Annotated in this window: 15 protein-coding genes; 10 read left to right on the top strand and 5 right to left on the bottom strand. The window is 63.5% G+C overall.

The features are described 5' to 3' along the window. Positions 1-167 precede the first annotated feature (167 nt). From RT131_RS07820 to RT131_RS07790, 7 genes are all read left to right on the top strand, one after another. The gene (locus RT131_RS07820; protein ID WP_282272732.1) at positions 168-659 is read left to right on the top strand and encodes a chemotaxis protein CheW; all 492 of its coding nucleotides are present in this window, start codon (positions 168-170) and stop codon (positions 657-659) included. Between the two features lie 202 nt (positions 660-861). Then, on the top strand, positions 862-1,167 hold the full coding sequence (locus RT131_RS07815) for a hypothetical protein (protein ID WP_152984538.1): 306 nt from the start codon (positions 862-864) through the stop codon (positions 1,165-1,167). Positions 1,168-1,250: 83 nt separating this feature from the next. Further along, the gene (locus RT131_RS07810) at positions 1,251-3,623 is read left to right on the top strand and encodes a methyl-accepting chemotaxis protein (RefSeq protein ID WP_313171778.1); all 2,373 of its coding nucleotides are present in this window, start codon (positions 1,251-1,253) and stop codon (positions 3,621-3,623) included. A gap of 357 nt (positions 3,624-3,980) precedes the next feature. Then, positions 3,981-6,140 (top strand): methyl-accepting chemotaxis protein, encoded by a 2,160-nt coding sequence (locus RT131_RS07805; protein ID WP_313171776.1) that lies wholly within the window; start codon positions 3,981-3,983, stop codon positions 6,138-6,140. A 13-nt stretch (positions 6,141-6,153) separates the two neighbouring features. Beyond that, positions 6,154-6,999 carry a CheR family methyltransferase gene (locus RT131_RS07800; RefSeq protein WP_313171774.1) on the top strand — a complete coding sequence of 282 codons (846 nt, stop codon included), beginning with the start codon at positions 6,154-6,156 and terminating at the stop codon, positions 6,997-6,999. Continuing rightward, the gene (gene cheD, locus RT131_RS07795; RefSeq protein WP_313171772.1) at positions 6,996-7,595 is read left to right on the top strand and encodes a chemoreceptor glutamine deamidase CheD; all 600 of its coding nucleotides are present in this window, start codon (positions 6,996-6,998) and stop codon (positions 7,593-7,595) included. The genes RT131_RS07800 and cheD overlap by 4 nt, the downstream gene beginning before the upstream one ends. Next, positions 7,592-8,647 (top strand): chemotaxis response regulator protein-glutamate methylesterase, encoded by a 1,056-nt coding sequence (locus tag RT131_RS07790; RefSeq protein WP_313171770.1) that lies wholly within the window; start codon positions 7,592-7,594, stop codon positions 8,645-8,647. The genes cheD and RT131_RS07790 overlap by 4 nt, the downstream gene beginning before the upstream one ends. A 30-nt stretch (positions 8,648-8,677) precedes the next feature. Here RT131_RS07790 and RT131_RS07785 read toward each other — a convergent pair whose 3' ends face one another. After that, on the bottom strand, positions 8,678-8,809 hold the full coding sequence (locus RT131_RS07785; protein WP_313171768.1) for a hypothetical protein: 132 nt from the start codon (positions 8,807-8,809) through the stop codon (positions 8,678-8,680). 386 nt (positions 8,810-9,195) lie between these two features. Here RT131_RS07785 and RT131_RS07780 point away from each other — a divergent pair, with 386 nt between their 5' ends. Next, positions 9,196-9,432 (top strand): hypothetical protein, encoded by a 237-nt coding sequence (locus RT131_RS07780; RefSeq protein ID WP_313171766.1) that lies wholly within the window; start codon positions 9,196-9,198, stop codon positions 9,430-9,432. Between the two features lie 574 nt (positions 9,433-10,006). Here the strand turns inward: RT131_RS07780 and acnB are convergent. Genes acnB through RT131_RS07765 form a run of 3 tightly spaced genes read right to left on the bottom strand, consistent with a single transcriptional unit; the run spans position 10,007 to position 13,267 of the window. Continuing rightward, positions 10,007-12,598 carry a bifunctional aconitate hydratase 2/2-methylisocitrate dehydratase gene (acnB, locus tag RT131_RS07775; protein ID WP_313171764.1) on the bottom strand — a complete coding sequence of 864 codons (2,592 nt, stop codon included), beginning with the start codon at positions 12,596-12,598 and terminating at the stop codon, positions 10,007-10,009. A 40-nt stretch (positions 12,599-12,638) separates the two neighbouring features. Further along, a complete protein-coding gene (locus RT131_RS07770; RefSeq protein WP_055764992.1) occupies positions 12,639-13,037 on the bottom strand; it encodes a type II toxin-antitoxin system VapC family toxin in 399 nt (132 codons plus the stop codon). Beyond that, a complete protein-coding gene (locus RT131_RS07765) occupies positions 13,034-13,267 on the bottom strand; it encodes an AbrB/MazE/SpoVT family DNA-binding domain-containing protein (RefSeq protein WP_313171763.1) in 234 nt (77 codons plus the stop codon). Before RT131_RS07765 ends, RT131_RS07770 begins: the two co-directional genes overlap by 4 nt. Before the next feature lie 710 nt (positions 13,268-13,977). Between RT131_RS07765 and acnA the strand changes: the two genes are divergently transcribed. Next, positions 13,978-16,743, top strand: coding sequence for an aconitate hydratase AcnA (gene acnA / locus RT131_RS07760; protein WP_313171761.1), 2,766 nt, complete (start codon positions 13,978-13,980; stop codon positions 16,741-16,743). 244 nt (positions 16,744-16,987) lie between these two features. On the opposite strand, the gene RT131_RS07755 is transcribed toward acnA, so the two are convergent. Then, positions 16,988-17,437, bottom strand: a complete 450-nt coding sequence (locus RT131_RS07755; RefSeq protein ID WP_313171759.1) for a nuclear transport factor 2 family protein — start codon at positions 17,435-17,437, stop codon at positions 16,988-16,990. 105 nt (positions 17,438-17,542) lie between these two features. Here RT131_RS07755 and RT131_RS07750 point away from each other — a divergent pair, with 105 nt between their 5' ends. Further along, complete coding sequence (locus RT131_RS07750) at positions 17,543-19,225, top strand: long-chain fatty acid--CoA ligase (protein ID WP_313171757.1); 1,683 nt, start codon at positions 17,543-17,545, stop codon at positions 19,223-19,225. Positions 19,226-19,312 lie beyond the last annotated feature (87 nt).

The raw sequence follows: 19,312 nt of genomic DNA, 5'->3' as shown, positions 1-19,312 counted from the left end.
TCCGCCAAACTATTGGCAGCCAATAACATGATGGCGCGCACAATTCAGCCTGAACACGCCGGCGCACCACGCCTTTACCGCTTGGCCTCCTAAAGTCCCCCGTCGCTACGCCGATACCTGTGCAACAGCCGCAATGCATCGGCAGCCCGCCAGGACCAGGATCCGCCATGAATGACTCCCGCAGCACGTCCGCCGACACCACCGGCGGCGAGTACCTCAGCTTCACCCTCGGCAATGAACATTACGGCGTGGATATCCTCAAGGTTCAGGAAATCCGCGGCTATGACGCCGTCACCCGGGTGCCAGACGCACCGGACTACATCAAGGGTGTGATCAACCTGCGTGGCACCATCGTGCCGGTCATCGACCTGCGCCTGAAGCTGCGCCTGGATGAAGCCCGCTATGACGCCTTTACGGTGATGATTGTGCTCAACGTCGAAGACCGCGTTGTCGGCATCGTCGTGGACAGCGTCTCGGACGTGATCCCACTCAACGCCGAGCAGATCCGGCCGACCCCGGAATTCGGCGCCGCCGTCGATACCCGCTTCATTTCGGGCATCGGCACCCAGGACGACCGCATGCTGATCCTGCTGGATATCGAGACTCTGCTGGACACCGCCGACCTTGGCCAGCCGAGTGTTGCCGAAGAAGCAGCCTGAGCAGGCGTTTCGCAAAGTCGATCACAGTTTCATGCATGCGACTCAAGCGCGGCACCTGCAGGCCGATAGCCATTGCATGCCTGTCCTCCCCGACTGGCCTTACTTTCCCTTCCCGGAGTTTCCGATGTACAAGCATGTACTTCCGCTGTTTGCTGCCACCGTACTGGCAACCGTCGCGTTCGATGCCGTCGCCGATGCCGAAATGATCCCGCCGGAAAGCGCAGCGCGTTTCGCCGGCAAGGACGGCATGGTCTGCGGCAAGGTTGAGAAAGCCCGTTACGCCGAAGGCTCCGAGGGCCAGCCGACCTTCCTGCACATGGGCGGCATGTTCCCGCGCCATACCTTCTCGGCCCGCATCGCGGGCAGCAACCGCAGCAAGTTCGGTTTCCCGCTGGAAACCCTGGAAGGCAAGACGGTCTGCGTGATCGGCAAGATCCAGCGCGACGCATCGCGCGCCGAGATCGAAGTGGCATCGCCGGCCAACCTGAAGCTGGCAAACATCAAGTAATCCGCCTTTCGTCACGCCGGCCCCGCCGGCGTGCCACCCCGCGCCTGTGACATGGCGGGGCCTGTTCCCGGAGACCGCGCAAGATGCAGTGGATCAACTCGCTGAAACTCAAGCCGAAGCTGATGCTTACTTTCGGCGTCGTGCTGTTCGTCATGTTGTTGCAGGGCATCGTCGCCTACCGCGGCCTGCACTCGCTGAACAACGTCACCACCGACCTCGCTGAAAACCGCATGCCCAGCCTCCGCACCACCGGTGAGCTGAGCGGCATGGTCAGTGAGTATCGCAATGTCTCCTACCAGAGCCTGGTACGAGCCAGTGATGACGTAAAGGCCGACGCGAAGGCACGTTCAACCGAACTGCGCCTGCAGATCGATACCACCATCGCCGCCTATCCGAAGTTGATCGACAACCCGGAGCAGAAGAAGCTGTTTGATGCCTTCGTCGCCGATTGGGGCAAGACCACCGCCTCCTATGATGCGGTCAACGAAATGCTGGAACTGGATCTGCCGGACGACGCGATCGATACCTTCGTCGGCGAGACCCGCAACCTGCATCGCAAGGCCTATGCGGCCCTGCAGGCACTTGCCGCCAACGACAACACCCGTGCCCAGGCCGCTGCCAAGCAGGCCGCGGAGACCTACCGCACCTCGGCCCTGTTGATTGTCATCGCAGTCCTGGTCGGTGGTGCTGCCGGTCTAGCGCTGATCTGGCTGTTCGCCCGTTCGCTGGTCAACGCGATGCGTGGTGCGGTGGACGTTGCCAACGAAGTGGCCAGCGGCAAACTTGACGGATCGATCGATGTATCCCGCGCCGATGAAGTGGGCGACCTGCTGCGCGCAATGCAGCGCATGCAGCGCGACCTGCGCGAGCGCATTGACCGTGACCAGATCATTGCCAGCGAAAACCTGCGCATCCGTACCGCACTGGATTACTCCTCGACCGGCGTATACCTGACCAACAACGACCTGGAGATCGTTTACGCCAACCGCGCCCTGCTCGACAAGCTCAGCGAACATGGCGATCAAATCACCCAGTCGCTGAGTCACTACGACACCAGCAAGCCGTTGATCGGCCAGCCCGTTACCGCGCTGGAATACCGTGGCGAAGTGGACGCAAAGGTACTGGAAGCACTGGACCGCACCGGCGTGTTCAAGCGCGAAATGCGCTTCGGCGAAGCCGAATTCGCGCAGACCATTTCGGTGATCCGCGACGACAACAATGTTGCAGTTGGCCATGTGGTTGAATGGCGCGATCGCAGCACCGAGGCCCAGGTCGAGAAGGAAGTGGCGCGCATCATCGAGGCCGCTGCCGCAGGCGACCTCAGTGGCCGCATCGGCACGGCAGACAAGGATGGTTTCTTCCTGCAGCTGGCTGAGCAGATCAACAGCCTGCTGGATGCCAATGCCAGCAGCCTGGAACAGATCTCGGCCCTGCTGTCGGCGCTGTCCCGCGGTGACCTGACCGTGCGCATGCATGGCGAGTACCAGGGCGTGTTCGCCACCATGCGTGACGATGCCAACGCCACCGCAGAGCAGCTGACCGGTATCGTTGGCCGCATCAAGCAGTCCTCGGTCTCGATCAATTCGGCCGCCACCGAGATCGCCGCTGGCAACAACGATCTGTCGCGCCGCACCGAGCAGCAGGCTGCCAACCTGGAGGAAACCGCCGCCTCGATGGAGGAACTGACCTCCACCGTGCGCCAGAACGCCGAGTCGGCACGCCAGGCCAACCAGCTCGCCATCGGCGCCGCATCGGTGGCCTCGCAGGGCGGCGACGTGGTCAGCCAGGTGGTGACCACCATGACCCAGATCGAACAGTCCTCGCGCAAGATTGCCGAGATCATCTCGGTGATCGACGGCATCGCCTTCCAGACCAATATCCTGGCCTTGAATGCGGCAGTGGAAGCCGCCCGTGCCGGCGAACAGGGCCGCGGTTTCGCCGTGGTCGCCTCGGAAGTGCGTACGCTTGCACAGCGTTCGGCGGGCGCCGCCAAGGAGATCAAGGGGCTGATCGACGACTCGGTCGGCAAGGTCGCCGACGGCTCGGCCCTGGTCCGCAAGGCCGGCACCACCATGGGCGAGATCGTCGCCTCGGTGCAGCGCGTGACCGACATCATGGCCGAGATCTCCGCCGCATCGCAGGAACAGTCCGCGGGAATCGAACAGGTCAACCAGACCATCGTGCAGATGGACGAAACCACCCAGCAGAACGCAGCGTTGGTCGAAGAAGCGACCGCGTCCGCCCGCTCGATGGAAGAGCAGGCCGCGCACCTGGCGAACGTGGTCTCCGTGTTCCAGCTGGAAGAAGGCGCTGCAGTCACCGACGCCCCGGCTTACGTACGGGAACCGGCCCCCCGCCCTGCCGTCCAGGCAGCAGCGCCGGCACCGCGCCGTCGCGCCGCAGCCGCACGCACCGCAGTAGCTGAACTGGCCGACTCGGATTGGCAGGAGTTCTAAGAAACACCATCGTTGGTTGTGGCGGCAACGCTGCAAACCAGAACGGTTGAGTCACCCGAAATCCGATGCCAATCGCTGGCATCGGATTTCTCTTTTTGTGGGAGCGGCGTAAGCCGCGAAGCTGACACACCGCCGGTCGAGCTGCCGCCAGCGACTGCCAGCACCATCAGCCTCGCCGCTTGCGCGGTTCCTGCAAGCGAACGAAACAGCAAATCGGCCAGCCTTCTTCGCATACGTGAACGGATTGGCAGCTTCCGCTGAGCGTCCCCTCCAAGGCGCTCAACTCGGGCCCCAACTGGCCGATATACCGGTATCCCTTCACGCAGCGCTGATACCGCAAGGTAACCAGCGGATTCGATGACTATCTCCTCGCTCTGGAACAACTACATTTCCAATATCTCGGTCAGGCGCAAGCTGAACCTGCTGACGGCACTGATTGTGATCGGCGTCATCGCACTGTCGGTCATTGCGGCACGCATGCAGTACCTCGACCTGTATGAGACCCGCAAGGCTGCCCTGCGCGCCCAGGTGGAGATGAGCTACGGCGTACTGGACCACTACGCCAAGGAGGCTGAAACCGGCGCGATGCCGCTGGATGAGGCCCAGAAGTACGCCATTGCCGCGCTGCAGAAGATGCGTTCGGATGGTGACGTCAACTATTTCAACATCTACAACACCGAGTACGTGCTGCTGATGCACCCGTTCCGCGCCGACCTGGTCGGCAAGGACATGAAGGACTTCCGTGGCGAGGACGGTGTCCGCCTGTACTACGAGCAGGTGGAAGCCGCACGCAAGGGTGGTGGCTACGTCGCCTATAGCTGGGCCAAGCCGGGCAAGGATGGCGTAGTCGGCAAGCTGGCCTATGCCGGGATGTACAAACCCTGGAACTGGGTGGTTTCCAGCGGCGTTTACATGGACGACCTGCAGGGCCAGGCCCTCAAATTCACGGCTATCATGACCGTGTCGGGTGGCGTGCTGGTCGTGCTGGTGCTGGCATTGAGCTGGATCATCGGCAACCGCATCGTGCTGCCGCTACGCAACGCGACTGCTGTGGCCACGGCCATTGCCAACGGCCGGATGGACAACCGGATCACCGCGCCCAGCAAGGACGAGACGGGTCAGCTGCTCAGCAGCATGGCGCATATGCAGGAGCAGCTGCGGGCCGTGATCGGCGCGCAGGCCGAGATGGCGCGCCAGCATGATGCCGGCATGATCCGTTACCGCATCGATGCCAGTAAGTTCCCCGGTGACTACGGGGTGATGGTTGAGGAAACCAACGTATTGGTCGCCAATCACATCGACGTGAAGATGCAGGTCATCGCGCTGGCGCAGCGCTACGCTGTGGGCGACCTCAGCCAGGACATGCCGTTGCTGCCGGGCGACAAGCGCGTCATCACCGACACCATGGCCGCGATCAAGAACAACCTGGCTGCCATCAATAACGAGATCAAGCGCCTCGGCAGTGCCGCCGCTGCCGGTGACTTCAGCCTGCGCGGTGATGAAGGGCGTTTCGAGCACGACTTCCTGGCGATGGTGCGGGCGCTGAACAGCATGATGCAGGTCAGTGACGACAACCTGGGCGAGGTTTCGCGGCTGCTACGCGCACTTGCCGATGGCGATCTCACCGTCAAGCTCAGCGGCGATGCCCAGGGCGTGTTCGCCCGCATGCGGGACGACGCCAATAGCACCGTCAACCAGCTGGCCGGTATCGTTTCGGGCATCCAGCAGTCGGCCGACAGCATCAACCTTGCCGCCGGCGAGATCGCCACTGGCAACGCCGATCTGTCGCGCCGCACGGAAATGCAGGCAGCCAACCTGGAAGAAACCGCGGCATCGATGGAGGAGCTGACCTCCACCGTCCGCCAGAACGCGGAGTCGGCGCGCCAGGCAAACCAGCTCGCCATTGGTGCTGCCGGGGTGGCCTCGCGTGGCGGCCAGGTGGTGGAGGAAGTGGTCACCACCATGGGGCAGATCCAGCAGTCCTCGCGTCGCATCGCCGACATCATCAGTGTCATCGATGGCATCGCTTTCCAGACCAATATCCTGGCGCTGAACGCTGCGGTGGAAGCCGCGCGTGCCGGCGAACAGGGCCGCGGCTTCGCCGTGGTTGCTGCCGAAGTCCGCACCCTCGCCCAGCGCTCGGCGGGTGCCGCCAAGGAAATCAAGTCCTTGATCGAGGATTCGGTCGAACGTGTTGATGAAGGCTCGCAGCTGGTGCAGCAGGCAGGCACCACGATGGGTGAGATCGTTTCAGCTGTGCAGCGTGTCACCGACATCATGGCCGAGATCTCGGCCGCTTCGCAGGAACAGTCGGCGGGTATTGAACAGGTCAACCAGACCGTGATGCAGATGGATGAAACCACCCAGCAGAATGCCGCGCTGGTTGAAGAAGCCACCGCCGCCGCCCGCGCAATGGAAGAACAGGCCAACCTGCTGGACCAGGCCGTGGCCGTGTTCCAGCTGAGCGCACAACCCGCTGCGGCCGCACATCCACAAGCTCTGGCACTGGCCAGCTGAGCGAACCGCAACCATGATCGATCTGGACAGCAACCAGCGTGACTTCGAGTTCAATGATCGCGACTTCCGTCGCGTCTGCGAGCTGATCCATGCCCGGGCCGGCATAGCGCTGGCCCCGGCCAAGCGCGACATGGTCTACGGACGTCTGTCGCGGCGGCTGCGCAACCTGGGCCTGCGTTCGTTCAAGGACTACCTGGACCAGCTGGAGCAGCATGGCGGCGATGAATGGCAGGCCTTCACCAACGCCCTGACCACAAACCTGACCTCGTTCTTCCGCGAACCGCATCACTTCGACAAGCTGCGCGAGGAGTTGCAGGCGCGTGCCACGCGCGCGCCGCTGAAGCTGTGGTCATGCGCAGCCTCCACCGGCGAAGAGCCCTACTCCATGGCAATCACCGCCTGCGAGGCCTTTTCTTCGATGACGCCACCGGTGCGCATTATCGCCACCGACGTCGATACCCAGGTGCTGGCCACCGCCAGCCAAGGCGTTTACGCAATCGACCGGATCGCAGGCCTGGACCCGGCAATGAAGCGACGGTACTTCCAGCGCGGCAGCGGCCCGAACGAAGGCAAGTGCCGGGTTGTCCCGGCGTTGCGCGCCCTGATCGAGTTCCGCCCGCTCAATCTATTGTCCAACCGCTACGACGTGGGCGGACCGTTTGATGCACTGTTCTGCCGCAACGTGATGATCTACTTCGACAAGCCCACCCAGCGCGGCATCCTCTCGCGCCTGGTACAGCATATGGACGATGACAGCCTGCTCTACACTGGTCATTCGGAGAACTACCTGCACGCCGCAGATCTGATCCAACCTTGTGGACGCACCTTGTACCGCCGCAGCCGCAGGAATGGCGCATGAAGAACCCGCAGCACTATCCCGACGAGGTGATGCGCTACCGCGACACGCGCTTCCAGACGATTGCCGCCAAGCTCCTGCCCACCCAATACCTGGTGGTGGACGACGACACCGCCTTGACCACCATCCTTGGCTCGTGCGTGGCCGCGTGCATCCGCGATCCCATCCTCGGCATCGGCGGCATGAATCACTTCCTGTTGCCCGAAGGCAACATCGGCGACGGTGCGCCCGCACGCTACGGCAGCTACGCGATGGAACTGCTGATCAATGACCTGCTCAAGCGCGGCGCCCATCGCAAGCGCCTGGAAGCAAAGGTATTTGGCGGGGCCAACGTGCTGAAGGGCTTTACCAGCAACCCGGTGGGCACCCGCAATGCGGAGTTCGTCCGCCAGTATCTGCGCGCCGAGCATATCCCGATCGTCGCCGAAGACCTGTGCGGCATCCATCCCCGCAAGATCTGGTTCTTCCCGGTCACCGGCCGGGTAGTCGTGCAGCGCCTGCCGCACGCACATGACGCCGAAGTGGTCGCCACCGAAACCGCCATCCGTGCCCGCCTGTCGCATACACCGGTCAGCGGTGGCGTGGAGTTGTTCGAATGATGTTGCAGGCGCCCTGCCGGGTATTGATCGTCGACGACTCGGCACTGGTACGCCAGGTGCTGACCGAGATCCTTGCCGCCGATCCGGCCATCGAGGTCGTCGGCACCGCAGCGGATCCGCTGCTGGCACGCGAGAAGATCAAACGGCTCAACCCGGACGTGCTGACCCTGGACGTCGAGATGCCGCGCATGGACGGGCTGGCATTCCTGGAAAACCTGATGCGCCTGCATCCGATGCCGGTGGTGATGGTGTCCTCGCTGACCGAGCGTGGCGCAGACACCACGCTGCAGGCATTGGCGCTGGGCGCGGTCGATTTCGTCGCCAAGCCGAAGATCGATGTTGCCCGCGGACTGGACGGTTACGCCGAAGAAATCCGCAGCAAGGTGAAGATGGCGGCCCGATCACGGGTACGTGCGATCGGCGGCAATCAGCGTCGGCTGCCGCAGCGTCCCGCGACATCAAGCAGCCTGGGCTTCCGTACCACCGATCGCCTGATCGCCATCGGTGCCTCGGCCGGTGGCACCGAAGCCCTGCGCGTGGTGCTGGAAACGATGCCCGCCGATGCACCGGCGATCGTAATCACCCAGCATCTGCCGGCCAGTTTCAGCACCGCGTTTGCCGAGCGCCTGGACCGGCACTCGGCCATGTCGGTGCGCGAGGCCAGCGATGGCGAGGCAATCCTGCCTGGGCACGCCTATCTGCCTGCTGGTGGACGTCACCTGCGGGTCATACGCGACGGTGCCCGCTGGCGATGCCGGGTCGATGACAGCGCACCGGTCAACCTGCACAAGCCTGCAGTCGATGTGCTGTTCCGCTCGGTGGCCCTCAATGCGGGCGCCAATGCGGTAGGCGTGATCCTTACCGGCATGGGTGAGGACGGTGCACGCGGCCTGCTGGAGATGAAGCAGGCCGGCGCAACCACCCTGGCCCAGGACGAAGCGAGCTCTGTCGTCTGGGGAATGCCGGGCAGCGCAGTGCGACTGGGGGCTGCGGATGAGGTGTTGCCCCTGGACAGGATCGCCGAACGCGTACTTGCGATCAGTCGCGGCTGAGATTGCCAGCCAAGATCGCTCGGCCAGATGTCAAATGATGACCTCCGGCTCACCCAGGGCGGCCAGCACCTCGATGTTGGCTGGCAATTCACTGGCGATGAACTGCGCGTTGGCGGTGACCTCGCCAGTTTCAACCTCGGCTTGCTCACACAGAAGCTCCACGCGCTCACACACACTCCGACGCCGGCAGCGTGACCGGTGATATCGAAAAAAACGGGGTGGAATGAGGGGGGTGTGGGTGGTGGTCGCAGCGGGGCCTGCGCGGTCGAAACGCTAACGGCGAACCAGGTCACTGCGCACACGCCGGCAAGCAAATGGCATCTGTTCGCAGATCTTCGAACGTCCCAACCGCTACCGGGGTGATGCCAACCCAGAGCTGATCAAACTGAAAATGGAGCTCTCTCAGACCAGCGAGAACCTGGTGGGTCGTGCCGACGTGGTCGAGCGCACCACAATCACCGCACCGGTGCGTGGCACGGTGAAGAACGTGCGCGTCAATATCGTGGGCGGTGTGATTCAACTATGGCGGTCTGAGCGGCAAGGTCGAGTTGATCAGCCCAGATACCTTGAAGGACGAAGAGAAAGGCGCAGCCGGCTGGTCCGACAGCACCTCTTACCGGGTCACCGTACTCACCGACAAGAGTGCATTGGAAGCCGGCGGCAAAGAGCTGCCGATCATCCCCGGCATGATCGCCTCGGTGGAGATCCGTACCGATGAGAAGACAGTACTGGAGTATCTGCTCAAGCCGGTATTGAAGGCACGCGAAGCATTCGGCGAGCGTTGATCACCTGCTGCGATTTTTGTGCTGCCAGCTTGCGTGGCCCGGGCAAGCACAGCGCGACTGGGGCTCCCCAGGTACTTTCCGCCAAGAACGGTACCTCCCGGTCGCGCTGTGCTTGCCCGGGCCACGCAGGGGTTCGTGGGAGCGGCGTAAGCCGCGAAGCCGGGATCAATGAGCAACCGTATATTTCGCAATCTGACAGTCCTTTGGCTTCGCGGCTTACGCCGCTCCTACAAAAGAGCGGGCAATCTCCCAGGCTCGGGCTGTTGTAGGAGCGGCGTAAGCCGCGAAGCCGGGATCAGCGAGTAACCGCACATCCTGCAATCTGACAGTCCCTCAGCTTCGCGGCTGACGCCGCTCCTACAAAAGGGCGGGCAATTTCTCAGGCTCGGGCTGTTGTAGGAGCGGCGTAAGCCGCGAAGCCGGGATCAGCGAGCAACCGCACATCCTGCGATCTGACAGTCCGTCAGCTTCGCGGCTTACGCCGCTCCCACAAGCGCGGTGGGATTTGGCGGGCAACAAAAAACCCCAGCTTGCGCCGGGGTTTTCTGTTCAACCTTTACTGCTCGACAACAACTCAGGCGTTGACCGAATCGGCCACGTCCTTGTAATCGCTGATCTGGTCGAAGTTCATGTAGCGGTAGATCTCGCTGCCGGCTGCATCCAGCACGCCAACGTCGGCCATGTACTCTTCCTTGGTCGGGATGCGACCCAGACGCGAGCAGATTGCGGCCAGTTCGGCCGAACCCAGGTACACGTTGGTGTTGCGGCCCAGGCGGTTCGGGAAGTTGCGGGTCGAGGTCGACATCGCGGTGGAGCCTTCGCGGATCTGCGCCTGGTTGCCCATGCACAGCGAGCAACCCGGCATTTCCATGCGCGCGCCAGCCGAACCGAAGGTGCCGTACACGCCTTCCTTGGTCAGCTCGGAAGCATCCATCTTGGTCGGCGGTGCAACCCACAGACGGGTCGGGATGTCGCGCTTGCCTTCCAGCAACTTGGCAGCGGCACGGAAGTGACCGATGTTGGTCATGCACGAACCGATGAACACTTCGTCGATCTTGGCACCGGCAACTTCGGACAGGGTCTTCACGTCGTCCGGGTCGTTCGGGCAGGCCACGATCGGCTCGTGGATGTCGGCCAGGTCGATTTCGATGACGGCGGCGTACTCGGCGTCGGCATCCGGCTCCAGCAGCTGCGGGTCGGCCAACCAGGCTTCCATCTTCTCGACGCGGCGGGCCAGCGAACGGGCGTCCTGGTAACCCTCGGCAATCATCCACTTCAGCAGCGTGATGTTGCTGTTGAGGTATTCGATGATCGGCTCCTTGTTCAGGCGCACCGAGCAACCGGCAGCCGAACGTTCGGCCGAGGCGTCGGACAGTTCGAACGCCTGCTCCACCTTCAGGTCCGGCAGACCTTCGATTTCCAGGATGCGGCCGGAGAAGATGTTCTTTTTGCCTGCCTTGGCCACGGTCAGCAGACCGGACTTGATGGCGTACAGCGGGATGGCGTTGACCAGGTCACGCAGGGTCACGCCCGGCTGCATCTTGCCCTTGAAGCGCACCAGCACCGACTCCGGCATGTCCAGCGGCATGACGCCGGTGGCAGCAGCGAAGGCGACCAGGCCCGAGCCGGCCGGGAACGAGATGCCCACCGGGAAACGGGTGTGCGAGTCACCACCGGTACCGACGGTGTCCGGCAGCAGCATGCGGTTGAGCCAGCTGTGGATCACGCCGTCGCCCGGACGCAGCGAGACGCCGCCACGGGTGGAGATGAACTCCGGCAGGGTGTGGTGGGTCTTGACGTCCACCGGCTTCGGGTAGGCCGCGGTGTGGCAGAACGACTGCATCACCAGGTCGGCCGAGAAGCCCAGGCAGGCCAGGTCCTTCAGCTCGTCACGGGTCATCGGACCGGTGGTGTCCTGCGAGCCCACCGAGGTCATCTTCGGCTCGCAATAGGTGCCCGGGCGCATGCCCTTGCCTTCCTGCAAGCCACAGGCGCGGCCAACCATCTTCTGTGCCAGCGAGTAGCCCTTGCCCGTATCGGCCGGCTGCACCGGCAGACGGAACAGGTCGGTGACCGGCAGGCCCAGCGCTTCACGTGCCTTGGCGGTCAGGCCACGGCCGATGATCAGCGGAATGCGGCCACCGGCGCGCACTTCGTCGAACAGCACGTCGCTCTTGACCTGGAATTCGGCGATGACTTCGCCGTTCTTCAGGGCCTTGCCGTCGTACGGACGCAGCTCGACGACATCGCCGTGCTCCATCTTCGACACGTCCAGCTCGATCGGCAGTGCGCCGGCGTCTTCCATGGTGTTGTAGAAGATCGGGGCGATCTTGGAACCCAGGCACACGCCGCCGAAGCGCTTGTTCGGGATGAAGGGGATGTCTTCACCGGTGAACCACAGCACCGAGTTGGTGGCGGACTTGCGGCTGGAACCGGTGCCGACCACGTCGCCGACGTAGGCAACCAGGTTGCCCTTTTCCTTCAGCGACAGGATTTCCTGGATCGGGCCACGCTTGCCGTCTTCTTCCGGCACGAACGGTGCGTCCGGACGCTTGTTCTTCAGCATCGCCAGGGCGTGCATCGGGATGTCCGGGCGGGTGGTGGCGTCCGGTGCCGGCGACAGGTCGTCGGTATTGGTTTCGCCCGGCACCTTGAACACGGTGATGGTCAGGCTCTGCGGCACTTCCGGCTTGCTGGTGAACCATTCGGCATCGGCCCAGCTCTGCAGCACGCCCTGTGCATTGGCGTTGCCGGCCTTGGCCTTTTCCTGCACGTCGTGGAAGGCATCGAACACCAGCAGGGTGTGCTTCAGGCCTTCAGCGGCGATGGCGCCCACTTCGGCGTCGTCCAGCAGCTGGATCAGCGGCGCGACGTTGTAGCCGCCGAGCATGGTGCCCAGCAGTTCGGTGGCGCGCGCACGGCTGATCAGCGCGTTCTTCTCGCTGCCTAAGGCAGTGGCGGCCAGGTACGAGGCCTTGACCTTGGCGGCGTCATCGACACCGGCCGGCACGCGGTTGGTGATCAGGTCGAGCAGGAACTCGGCCTCGCCAGCCGGCGGGTTCTTCAGCAGCTCGATGACGTCGGCCGTCTGCTGTGCAGTCAGCGGCAACGGCGGGATGCCAAGCGCGGCGCGCTCGGCTACGTGGTGGCGGTAGGCTTCCAACATGACAACTCCCGGGTGTAACGGTTAAAGAATGGATGGGCTCTCAGGCTTGCGGCACGATCAGCTTCAGGCCCTTGAAGTAGTCGCGATAAAACGTGTCGTTCCAGGTGATCAGCCCGTCGCACTGCAGCAGTGCATGCGCGCCCACCATGAAATCGTCGATGCGGCGGGTATCGCCGCTGCGCTGCCGGTGGCGGCGATGCATCTCGCCGGCCCGCAACGCGGATTTGGCTTCCAGCGGATTGAAATGGACGCCCATTTCTTCCAGCGCTTCCTGCACCTCGGCGCCGCCGCGCAGCGAGGCGCAGATCTCCGCCAGGGTGGTACCGCACACGACTACCCGCCCGCCGACCAGCGCCTGCCGCAGGCAGGCTTCCACCGCGTCGGCGCGGGGGCCATCGCTGAGCAGTTCGATCAGGACCGGGGAGTCGACCGCGATCATGCCAAGTCGGCCTCGTCACGGACGGTGCGCACGGCCTGCTCGGCCGAGTCGAAACCGTCCAGCGCGAACTTGCCGCGGGCACGGGAAATGGCGTCGTCCACGCTCTTGCGCAGGATGATGCGGCTGCCGTCCAGCTCCACCTTGAGCTGGGTGCCCTTGGTCAGGCCCAGGGCGTCGCGCACGGCCTTGGGCAGGGTGATCTGCCCGCGTTCAGCTACGGTGGCTTCCATGGGACCTCCAATGAAGTATGTACGAATTATACATACTTTGAAGGGCATACCCCAGCCAAGCCCTATGCAGCGCTACTGTCGGCTGCGCTGCACCTGTAGTGCCGAGCCATGCTCGGCAGAGGCTTTCCCGGCAATGCCCGCCCTGTAGTGCCGAGCCATGCTCGGCTGGGGCTCTACAGGGAAGACCCCAGCCGAGCATGGCTCGGCTCTACACCCCCTCCCTTTGGCGCAGCCAAGGGGAGGGCTGGGGAGGGGTGGCTTTTGACTGGCTGATGCAGTCGGGGCTTCGCGGCTTACGCCGCTCCTACAAAACCCGTTCGATTGGTCGGCTGAGGCAATATCGGTAACGCCCCTGCCGAGCATGGCTCGGCACTACATGGGGTGTGCTGGGGAAGCCCCCCCTGCCGAGCATGGCTCGGCTCTACAGGGCGGGCATGGCCGGGAAAGCCTCTGCCGAGCATGGCTCGGCACTACATGGGGTGTGCTTGGAAAGCCCCTGCCGAGCATGGCTCGGCACTACCTGTTGGCGGGCACCGTTACATGCGCGCAACAAGCCGTTGCCTAAACTGAGGCCTGCAACCATGCGCCCGACGGCGGATGCTTCGTCCATACTCGGACCAGTATTCACCTGACAGGGCCCATGGCTCTGGAAAGCCCGCGCAGCGCCCCGGCGCCATCGCAAGCCATCTGTACCAAGAGGAGTCAGCTGTATGAGCGATACATTCTCCACCCGTAGCCAACTGGAGGTTGGCGGCCAGCAGTACACCTACTGCAGCCTTCCCAAGCTCGGCCAGAAGTTCGACATCTCCCACCTTCCCTACTCGATGAAGATCCTGCTGGAGAACCTGCTCCGGCATGAGGACGGCGGCCAGACCGTCGGCCCGGAACACATCGAAGCCGTCGCCCGCTGGAACCCCAAGGCCGAGCCCGACACCGAAATCGCCTTCATGCCCGCGCGTGTGGTGCTGCAGGATTTCACCGGCGTGCCCTGCGTGGTCGACCTGGCCGCCATGCGCGACGCGGTCACCAAGCTTGGCGGCAAGGCCGAGCAGATCAACCCGCTGATTCCCTCCGAACTGGTCATCGACCACTCCGTGCAGGTCGACGTGTTCGGGCGCCCTGACGCGCTGGACCTCAACGGCAAGATCGAGTTCCAGCGCAACCAGGAACGCTACAGCTTCCTGCGTTGGGGCCAGAAGGCCTTCGAGAACTTCAAGGTGGTGCCGCCGAACACCGGCATCGTCCACCAGGTGAACCTGGAAAACCTCGCCCGCGTGGTGATGGAACGGCAGATCGACGGTGCCAATTGGGCCTTCCCGGACACCGTGTTCGGCACGGACTCACATACCACCATGATCAACGGCATCGGCGTGCTCGGCTGGGGCGTCGGTGGCATCGAGGCCGAGGCCGCGATGCTGGGCCAGCCCTCGTCGATGCTCATTCCGCAGGTGGTCGGCTTCAAGCTGACCGGCAAGCTGCCCGAAGGCACCACCGCCACCGACCTGGTGCTCACCGTCACCCAGATGCTGCGCAAGCTCGGCGTGGTCGGCAAGTTCGTCGAGTTCTACGGCGATGGCCTGCAACACCTGCCGCTGGCCGACCGCGCCACCATTGCCAACATGGCCCCGGAATACGGCGCCACCTGCGGCATCTTCCCGATCGATGCCGAGTCGTTGAACTACCTGCGCCTGTCCGGCCGCAGCGATGCGCAGATCGCCCTGGTCGAGGCCTATGCCAAGGCGCAGGGCCTGTGGCATGACGCCAACAGCGCGCATGCGCAGTACAGCGCCACGCTGGAACTGGATATGGGCGACGTCAAGCCGTCGATGGCCGGCCCCAAGCGCCCGCAGGACCGTGTACTGCTGCAGGACGTGCACAGCAACTTCGCCGACGCCCTGACCACCCTCACCGCCAATCGCAAGCCCAAGGTGGGCTGCGCGGTGCAGGAGTTCGACGAGGAAGGCGGCGACCAGCCGCAGGCCAAGCGGCTGGCGGCCAAGCCCATTTCCAGGATCCGCATCAACGACGAGGACACCGAGCTGTCCGACGGCTCGGTGGTCATCGCCGCCATCACCTCCTGCACCAACACCTCCAACCCGGCGGTGATGCTGGGTGCCGGCCTGCTGGCACGCAACGCGGCACGCATCGGCCTGAAGGCCAAGCCATGGGTGAAAACCTCGCTCGGCCCGGGTTCGCGCGTGGTGACCGACTATCTGGAAAAGGCCGGCGTGCTGGCCGATCTGGAAAAGCTGGGCTTCTTCGTGGTCGGTTATGGCTGCACCACCTGTATTGGCAACTCCGGCCCGCTGCCGGAAGCCGTGTCCGCCGGCATTGCCGAGAACGAACTGGTGGTGGCCTCGGTGCTGTCCGGCAACCGCAACTTTGAAGGCCGCGTGCACCCGGAAGTAAAGGCCAACTACCTGGCCTCGCCGCCACTGGTGGTGGCCTACGCCATTGCCGGTACCGTCAACATCGACCTGACCAAGGAGCCGATCGGCAAGGGCAGCGATGGCAAGGAGGTGTACCTGCGCGACATCTGGCCGAGCAACAAGGAGATCGGCGACATGATCGCCGCTACCGTTGGCCCGGAAATGTTCAAGCAGAACTACGCTGATGTGTTCAAGGGCGACACCCGCTGGGCGCAGATCGAATCGCCGGAAGGCCAGGCCTACGAGTGGAACAGCGATTCGACCTACATCAAGAACCCGCCCTACTTCGACGGCATGACCATGCAGGTCGGCAGCATCAGCGACGTGCATGGCGCACGGGTGATGGGCTTGTTTGGTGACTCGATCACCACCGACCACATCTCCCCGGCCGGCAACATCAAGAAGGATTCGCCGGCAGGTCGCTTCCTGCAGTCACGCGGCGTGCAGCCGGCCGACTTCAACAGCTACGGCAGCCGCCGCGGCAATGACGACGTGATGGTGCGCGGCACCTTCGCCAACATCCGCATCAAGAACCTGATGTTCGGCGGCGAAGAAGGCGGCAATACGCTGTACTACGCCCCGGGCAGCAACAGCGGCGAGAAGCTGGCGATCTACGATGCCGCAATGAAGTACAAGGCCGATGGCGTACCGCTGGTGGTGCTGGCCGGCAAGGAATACGGCACCGGCTCCTCGCGCGACTGGGCGGCCAAGGGCACCAACCTGCTGGGCGTCAAGGCGGTGATCGCCGAGAGCTTCGAACGTATCCACCGCTCCAACCTGGTCGGCATGGGCGTACTGCCGCTGCAGTTCCATGACGGCGAGAACGCACAGACGCTGGGCCTGGATGGCTCGGAGGTGTTTGATGTGACCGGGCTGGACGATGGCAAGGCAAAGACCGCCACGGTCACCGCGACCAAGGCAGATGGCAGCAAGAAGAGCTTCACCGCCAAGGTGTTGCTGCTGACGCCCAAGGAAGTGGAGTACTTCCGCAATGGTGGCCTGCTGCAGTATGTGTTGCGGCAGTTGGCGGCGAAGAAGGCGGCCTGATCTGCTGGGTTGATTGGTTTGTTGGAAGAACGCCCCTTTTGGGGCGTTCTTTTTTATTGACTCAGGTTTTGCAGCAAGAGCAAGAGCACCCCTCCCCAACCCTCCCCTTGGCTGCGCCAAAGGGAGGGGGCAGAGCTGCAGCCTGCTTGTCTCCCTCCCTTTGGCGCAGCCAAGGGGAGGGTTGGGGAGGGGTGCCTTGCGCTCTAAAGCTCCAAAGCCTTCAACCGGCTACCACGCCAGCAGCTCACCCTTCCCCACCCACCGGCCCCCAGTCCGCGCTATACACCTGCCACTCTCCATCCTGCTCGCGCCAGCCAGTAACCACTTCCTGCATCTGCCCACGCTCGGGCAGCAGCCCCCGGTTGCCACCCGTCAGCAGCACGGTGAAGCGCACCGTTGCGGTACCGCCCTCGCCCATCTCCACCCGCAGCGGCCCGGTCTGCACGCCGACCTTGGCATTGAGCAGCAGCTGCCCCCGCAGCAGCCGCTCCATGCCGGCGCGATCCAGCCCCTGATTGCCGACGAAGTCCGCCGCAACCCCGTCCATGAAGCCGCCAGGCTTGCCCGTCTCCACGCTTTCCTGCATTGCAGCAAAAGTCTCGCGCAACCGTTGCTCCGGCGGCTCCCGCCCGCACGCTGCCAGCAAAAGCATGATCACCGCACAAAGCATGCAGTTGAAGACTGATCGCATCATCTATCCCTTCGCCTTTTCAATTCGGAACGGTATGCTGGCAACAATAACGCCGGTGCCCGATGATCGGGCCTGACCACTAGATCATTCCATTTCCTGGAGGGGAAGATGACGCAAGAACGTCCTTGGCTGCAGAGCTATCCGGCTGGTGTACCGGCTGAAATCGACGTCAACGAATTCCACTCCGTCGCCGATGTCTTCAATGCCTCGGTTGCCAAGTTCCGCGATCGCCCGGCCTACTCCAACTTCGGCAAGGTCCTGACCTATGGCGAAGCGGACGTCCTGGTCACCCAGTTCGCCGCCTACCTGCTGGGCGAACTGCAGCTGAAGAAGGGCGACCGCGTTGCGGTCATGATGCCCAACTGCCTGCAGTACCCGATCGCAATCTTCGGCATTCTGCGCGCCGGCCTGACCGTGGTGAACGTCAACCCGCTGTATACCGCACGCGAACTCAAGCACCAGTTGGTCGACGCCGGCGTCTCCGTGCTGCTGGTGGTCGACAACTTCGGCGAGACCGTGCAACAGGTCATCGCCGATACGCCGGTCAAGCAGGTCATTACCACCGGCCTGGGCGACATGCTCGGCTTCCCCAAGGGCGCCATCGTCAACTTCGTACTGAAGTACGTGAAGAAGATGGTGCCGGATTACGACCTGCCCAAGGCGATCCGCTTCAAGGACGCGCTGAAGCTGGGCAAGCGCCACAGCATGCCGGTGGTCGAGGTGGACCATGAGGATATCGCCTTCCTGCAGTACACCGGTGGCACCACCGGCGTGGCCAAGGGCGCGATGCTGACCCACCGCAACCTGATCGCCAACATGCAGCAGGCCTCGGCCTGGATCAGCGCCTCGGGCGTCAAGCCGGGCGAGGAAGTCATCATCACCGCGCTGCCGCTGTACCACATCTTCGCGTTGACGGCGAACGGCCTGGTCTTCATGAAGCTCGGCGGCCTGAACTACCTGATCACCAACCCGCGTGATATGAAGGGCTTCGTCAAGGAGCTGAAGAACAACCGTTTCACCGCCATCACCGGCGTCAATACCTTGTTCAACGGCCTGCTCAATACCGAAGGCTTCGACGAAGTCGACTTCTCCAACCTCAAGGTTGCGCTCGGCGGCGGCATGGCCGTGCAGCGCGCCGTGGCTGACAAGTGGAAGAAGGTCACCGGCGTCACCCTGGTGGAAGCCTATGGCCTGACCGAGACCTCGCCGGCAGCCTGTATCAACCCACTGGACCTGAAGGAATACAACGGTGCCATCGGCCTGCCGATCCCGTCCACCGATGCCTGCGTCAAGAACGACGACGGGCAGATGGTGGCATTGGGCGAAGTGGGCGAACTGTGCATCCGCGGCCCGCAGGTGATGAAGGGTTACTGGCATCGCCAGGACGAGACCGACAAGGTCATGGACGCCGATGGCTGGTTGCATACCGGCGACATGGCGCGCATGGACGAGAACGGTTTCTTCTATATCGTCGACCGCAAGAAGGACATGATCCTGGTGTCCGGCTTCAACGTCTACCCGAATGAAATCGAGGACGTGCTGGCGATGATGCCGGGCATCCTGGAAGTGGCGGCCGTGGGCGCGCCCAACGAGAAGTCGGGCGAGGTGGTGAAGGTGGTCATCGTCAAGAAGGACCCCAACCTCACCGAGGAGCAGGTGAAGGAATTCGCCCGCGCCAACCTGACCGGCTACAAGCACCCGCGCATCGTCGAGTTCCGCAAGGAACTGCCCAAGACCAACGTCGGCAAGATCCTGCGCCGCGAGCTGCGTGACGCCAAGCCGGAAGCCTGATGCTTCCGGCGTGATCGCTGAAAGCCTCCCTGGAAACGGGGAGGCTTTTTTGTGCCTATGCTCTGAGCGGGGGCGAACGCTGATCGC

The sequence above is a fragment of the Stenotrophomonas sp. genome (assembly GCF_032066555.1).
Taxonomy (GTDB): Bacteria; Pseudomonadota; Gammaproteobacteria; order Xanthomonadales; family Xanthomonadaceae; genus Stenotrophomonas.
This window is presented reverse-complemented; position numbering and strand designations above follow the sequence as displayed.

Excerpts from the sequence above, each read along its gene's own strand:
- RT131_RS07820 (WP_282272732.1), top strand. The coding sequence starts at position 168 with ATGAATGACTCCCGCAGCACGTCCGCCGACACCACCGGCGGCGAGTAC.
- RT131_RS07815 (WP_152984538.1), top strand. The coding sequence starts at position 862 with ATGATCCCGCCGGAAAGCGCAGCGCGTTTCGCCGGCAAGGACGGCATG.
- RT131_RS07810 (WP_313171778.1), top strand. The coding sequence starts at position 1,251 with ATGCAGTGGATCAACTCGCTGAAACTCAAGCCGAAGCTGATGCTTACT.
- RT131_RS07805 (WP_313171776.1), top strand. The coding sequence starts at position 3,981 with ATGACTATCTCCTCGCTCTGGAACAACTACATTTCCAATATCTCGGTC.
- RT131_RS07800 (WP_313171774.1), top strand. The coding sequence starts at position 6,154 with ATGATCGATCTGGACAGCAACCAGCGTGACTTCGAGTTCAATGATCGC.
- cheD (WP_313171772.1), top strand. The coding sequence starts at position 6,996 with ATGAAGAACCCGCAGCACTATCCCGACGAGGTGATGCGCTACCGCGAC.
- RT131_RS07790 (WP_313171770.1), top strand. The coding sequence starts at position 7,592 with ATGATGTTGCAGGCGCCCTGCCGGGTATTGATCGTCGACGACTCGGCA.
- acnB (WP_313171764.1), bottom strand. The coding sequence starts at position 12,598 with ATGTTGGAAGCCTACCGCCACCACGTAGCCGAGCGCGCCGCGCTTGGC.
- RT131_RS07770 (WP_055764992.1), bottom strand. The coding sequence starts at position 13,037 with ATGATCGCGGTCGACTCCCCGGTCCTGATCGAACTGCTCAGCGATGGC.
- RT131_RS07765 (WP_313171763.1), bottom strand. The coding sequence starts at position 13,267 with ATGGAAGCCACCGTAGCTGAACGCGGGCAGATCACCCTGCCCAAGGCC.
- acnA (WP_313171761.1), top strand. The coding sequence starts at position 13,978 with ATGAGCGATACATTCTCCACCCGTAGCCAACTGGAGGTTGGCGGCCAG.
- RT131_RS07755 (WP_313171759.1), bottom strand. The coding sequence starts at position 17,437 with ATGATGCGATCAGTCTTCAACTGCATGCTTTGTGCGGTGATCATGCTT.
- RT131_RS07750 (WP_313171757.1), top strand. The coding sequence starts at position 17,543 with ATGACGCAAGAACGTCCTTGGCTGCAGAGCTATCCGGCTGGTGTACCG.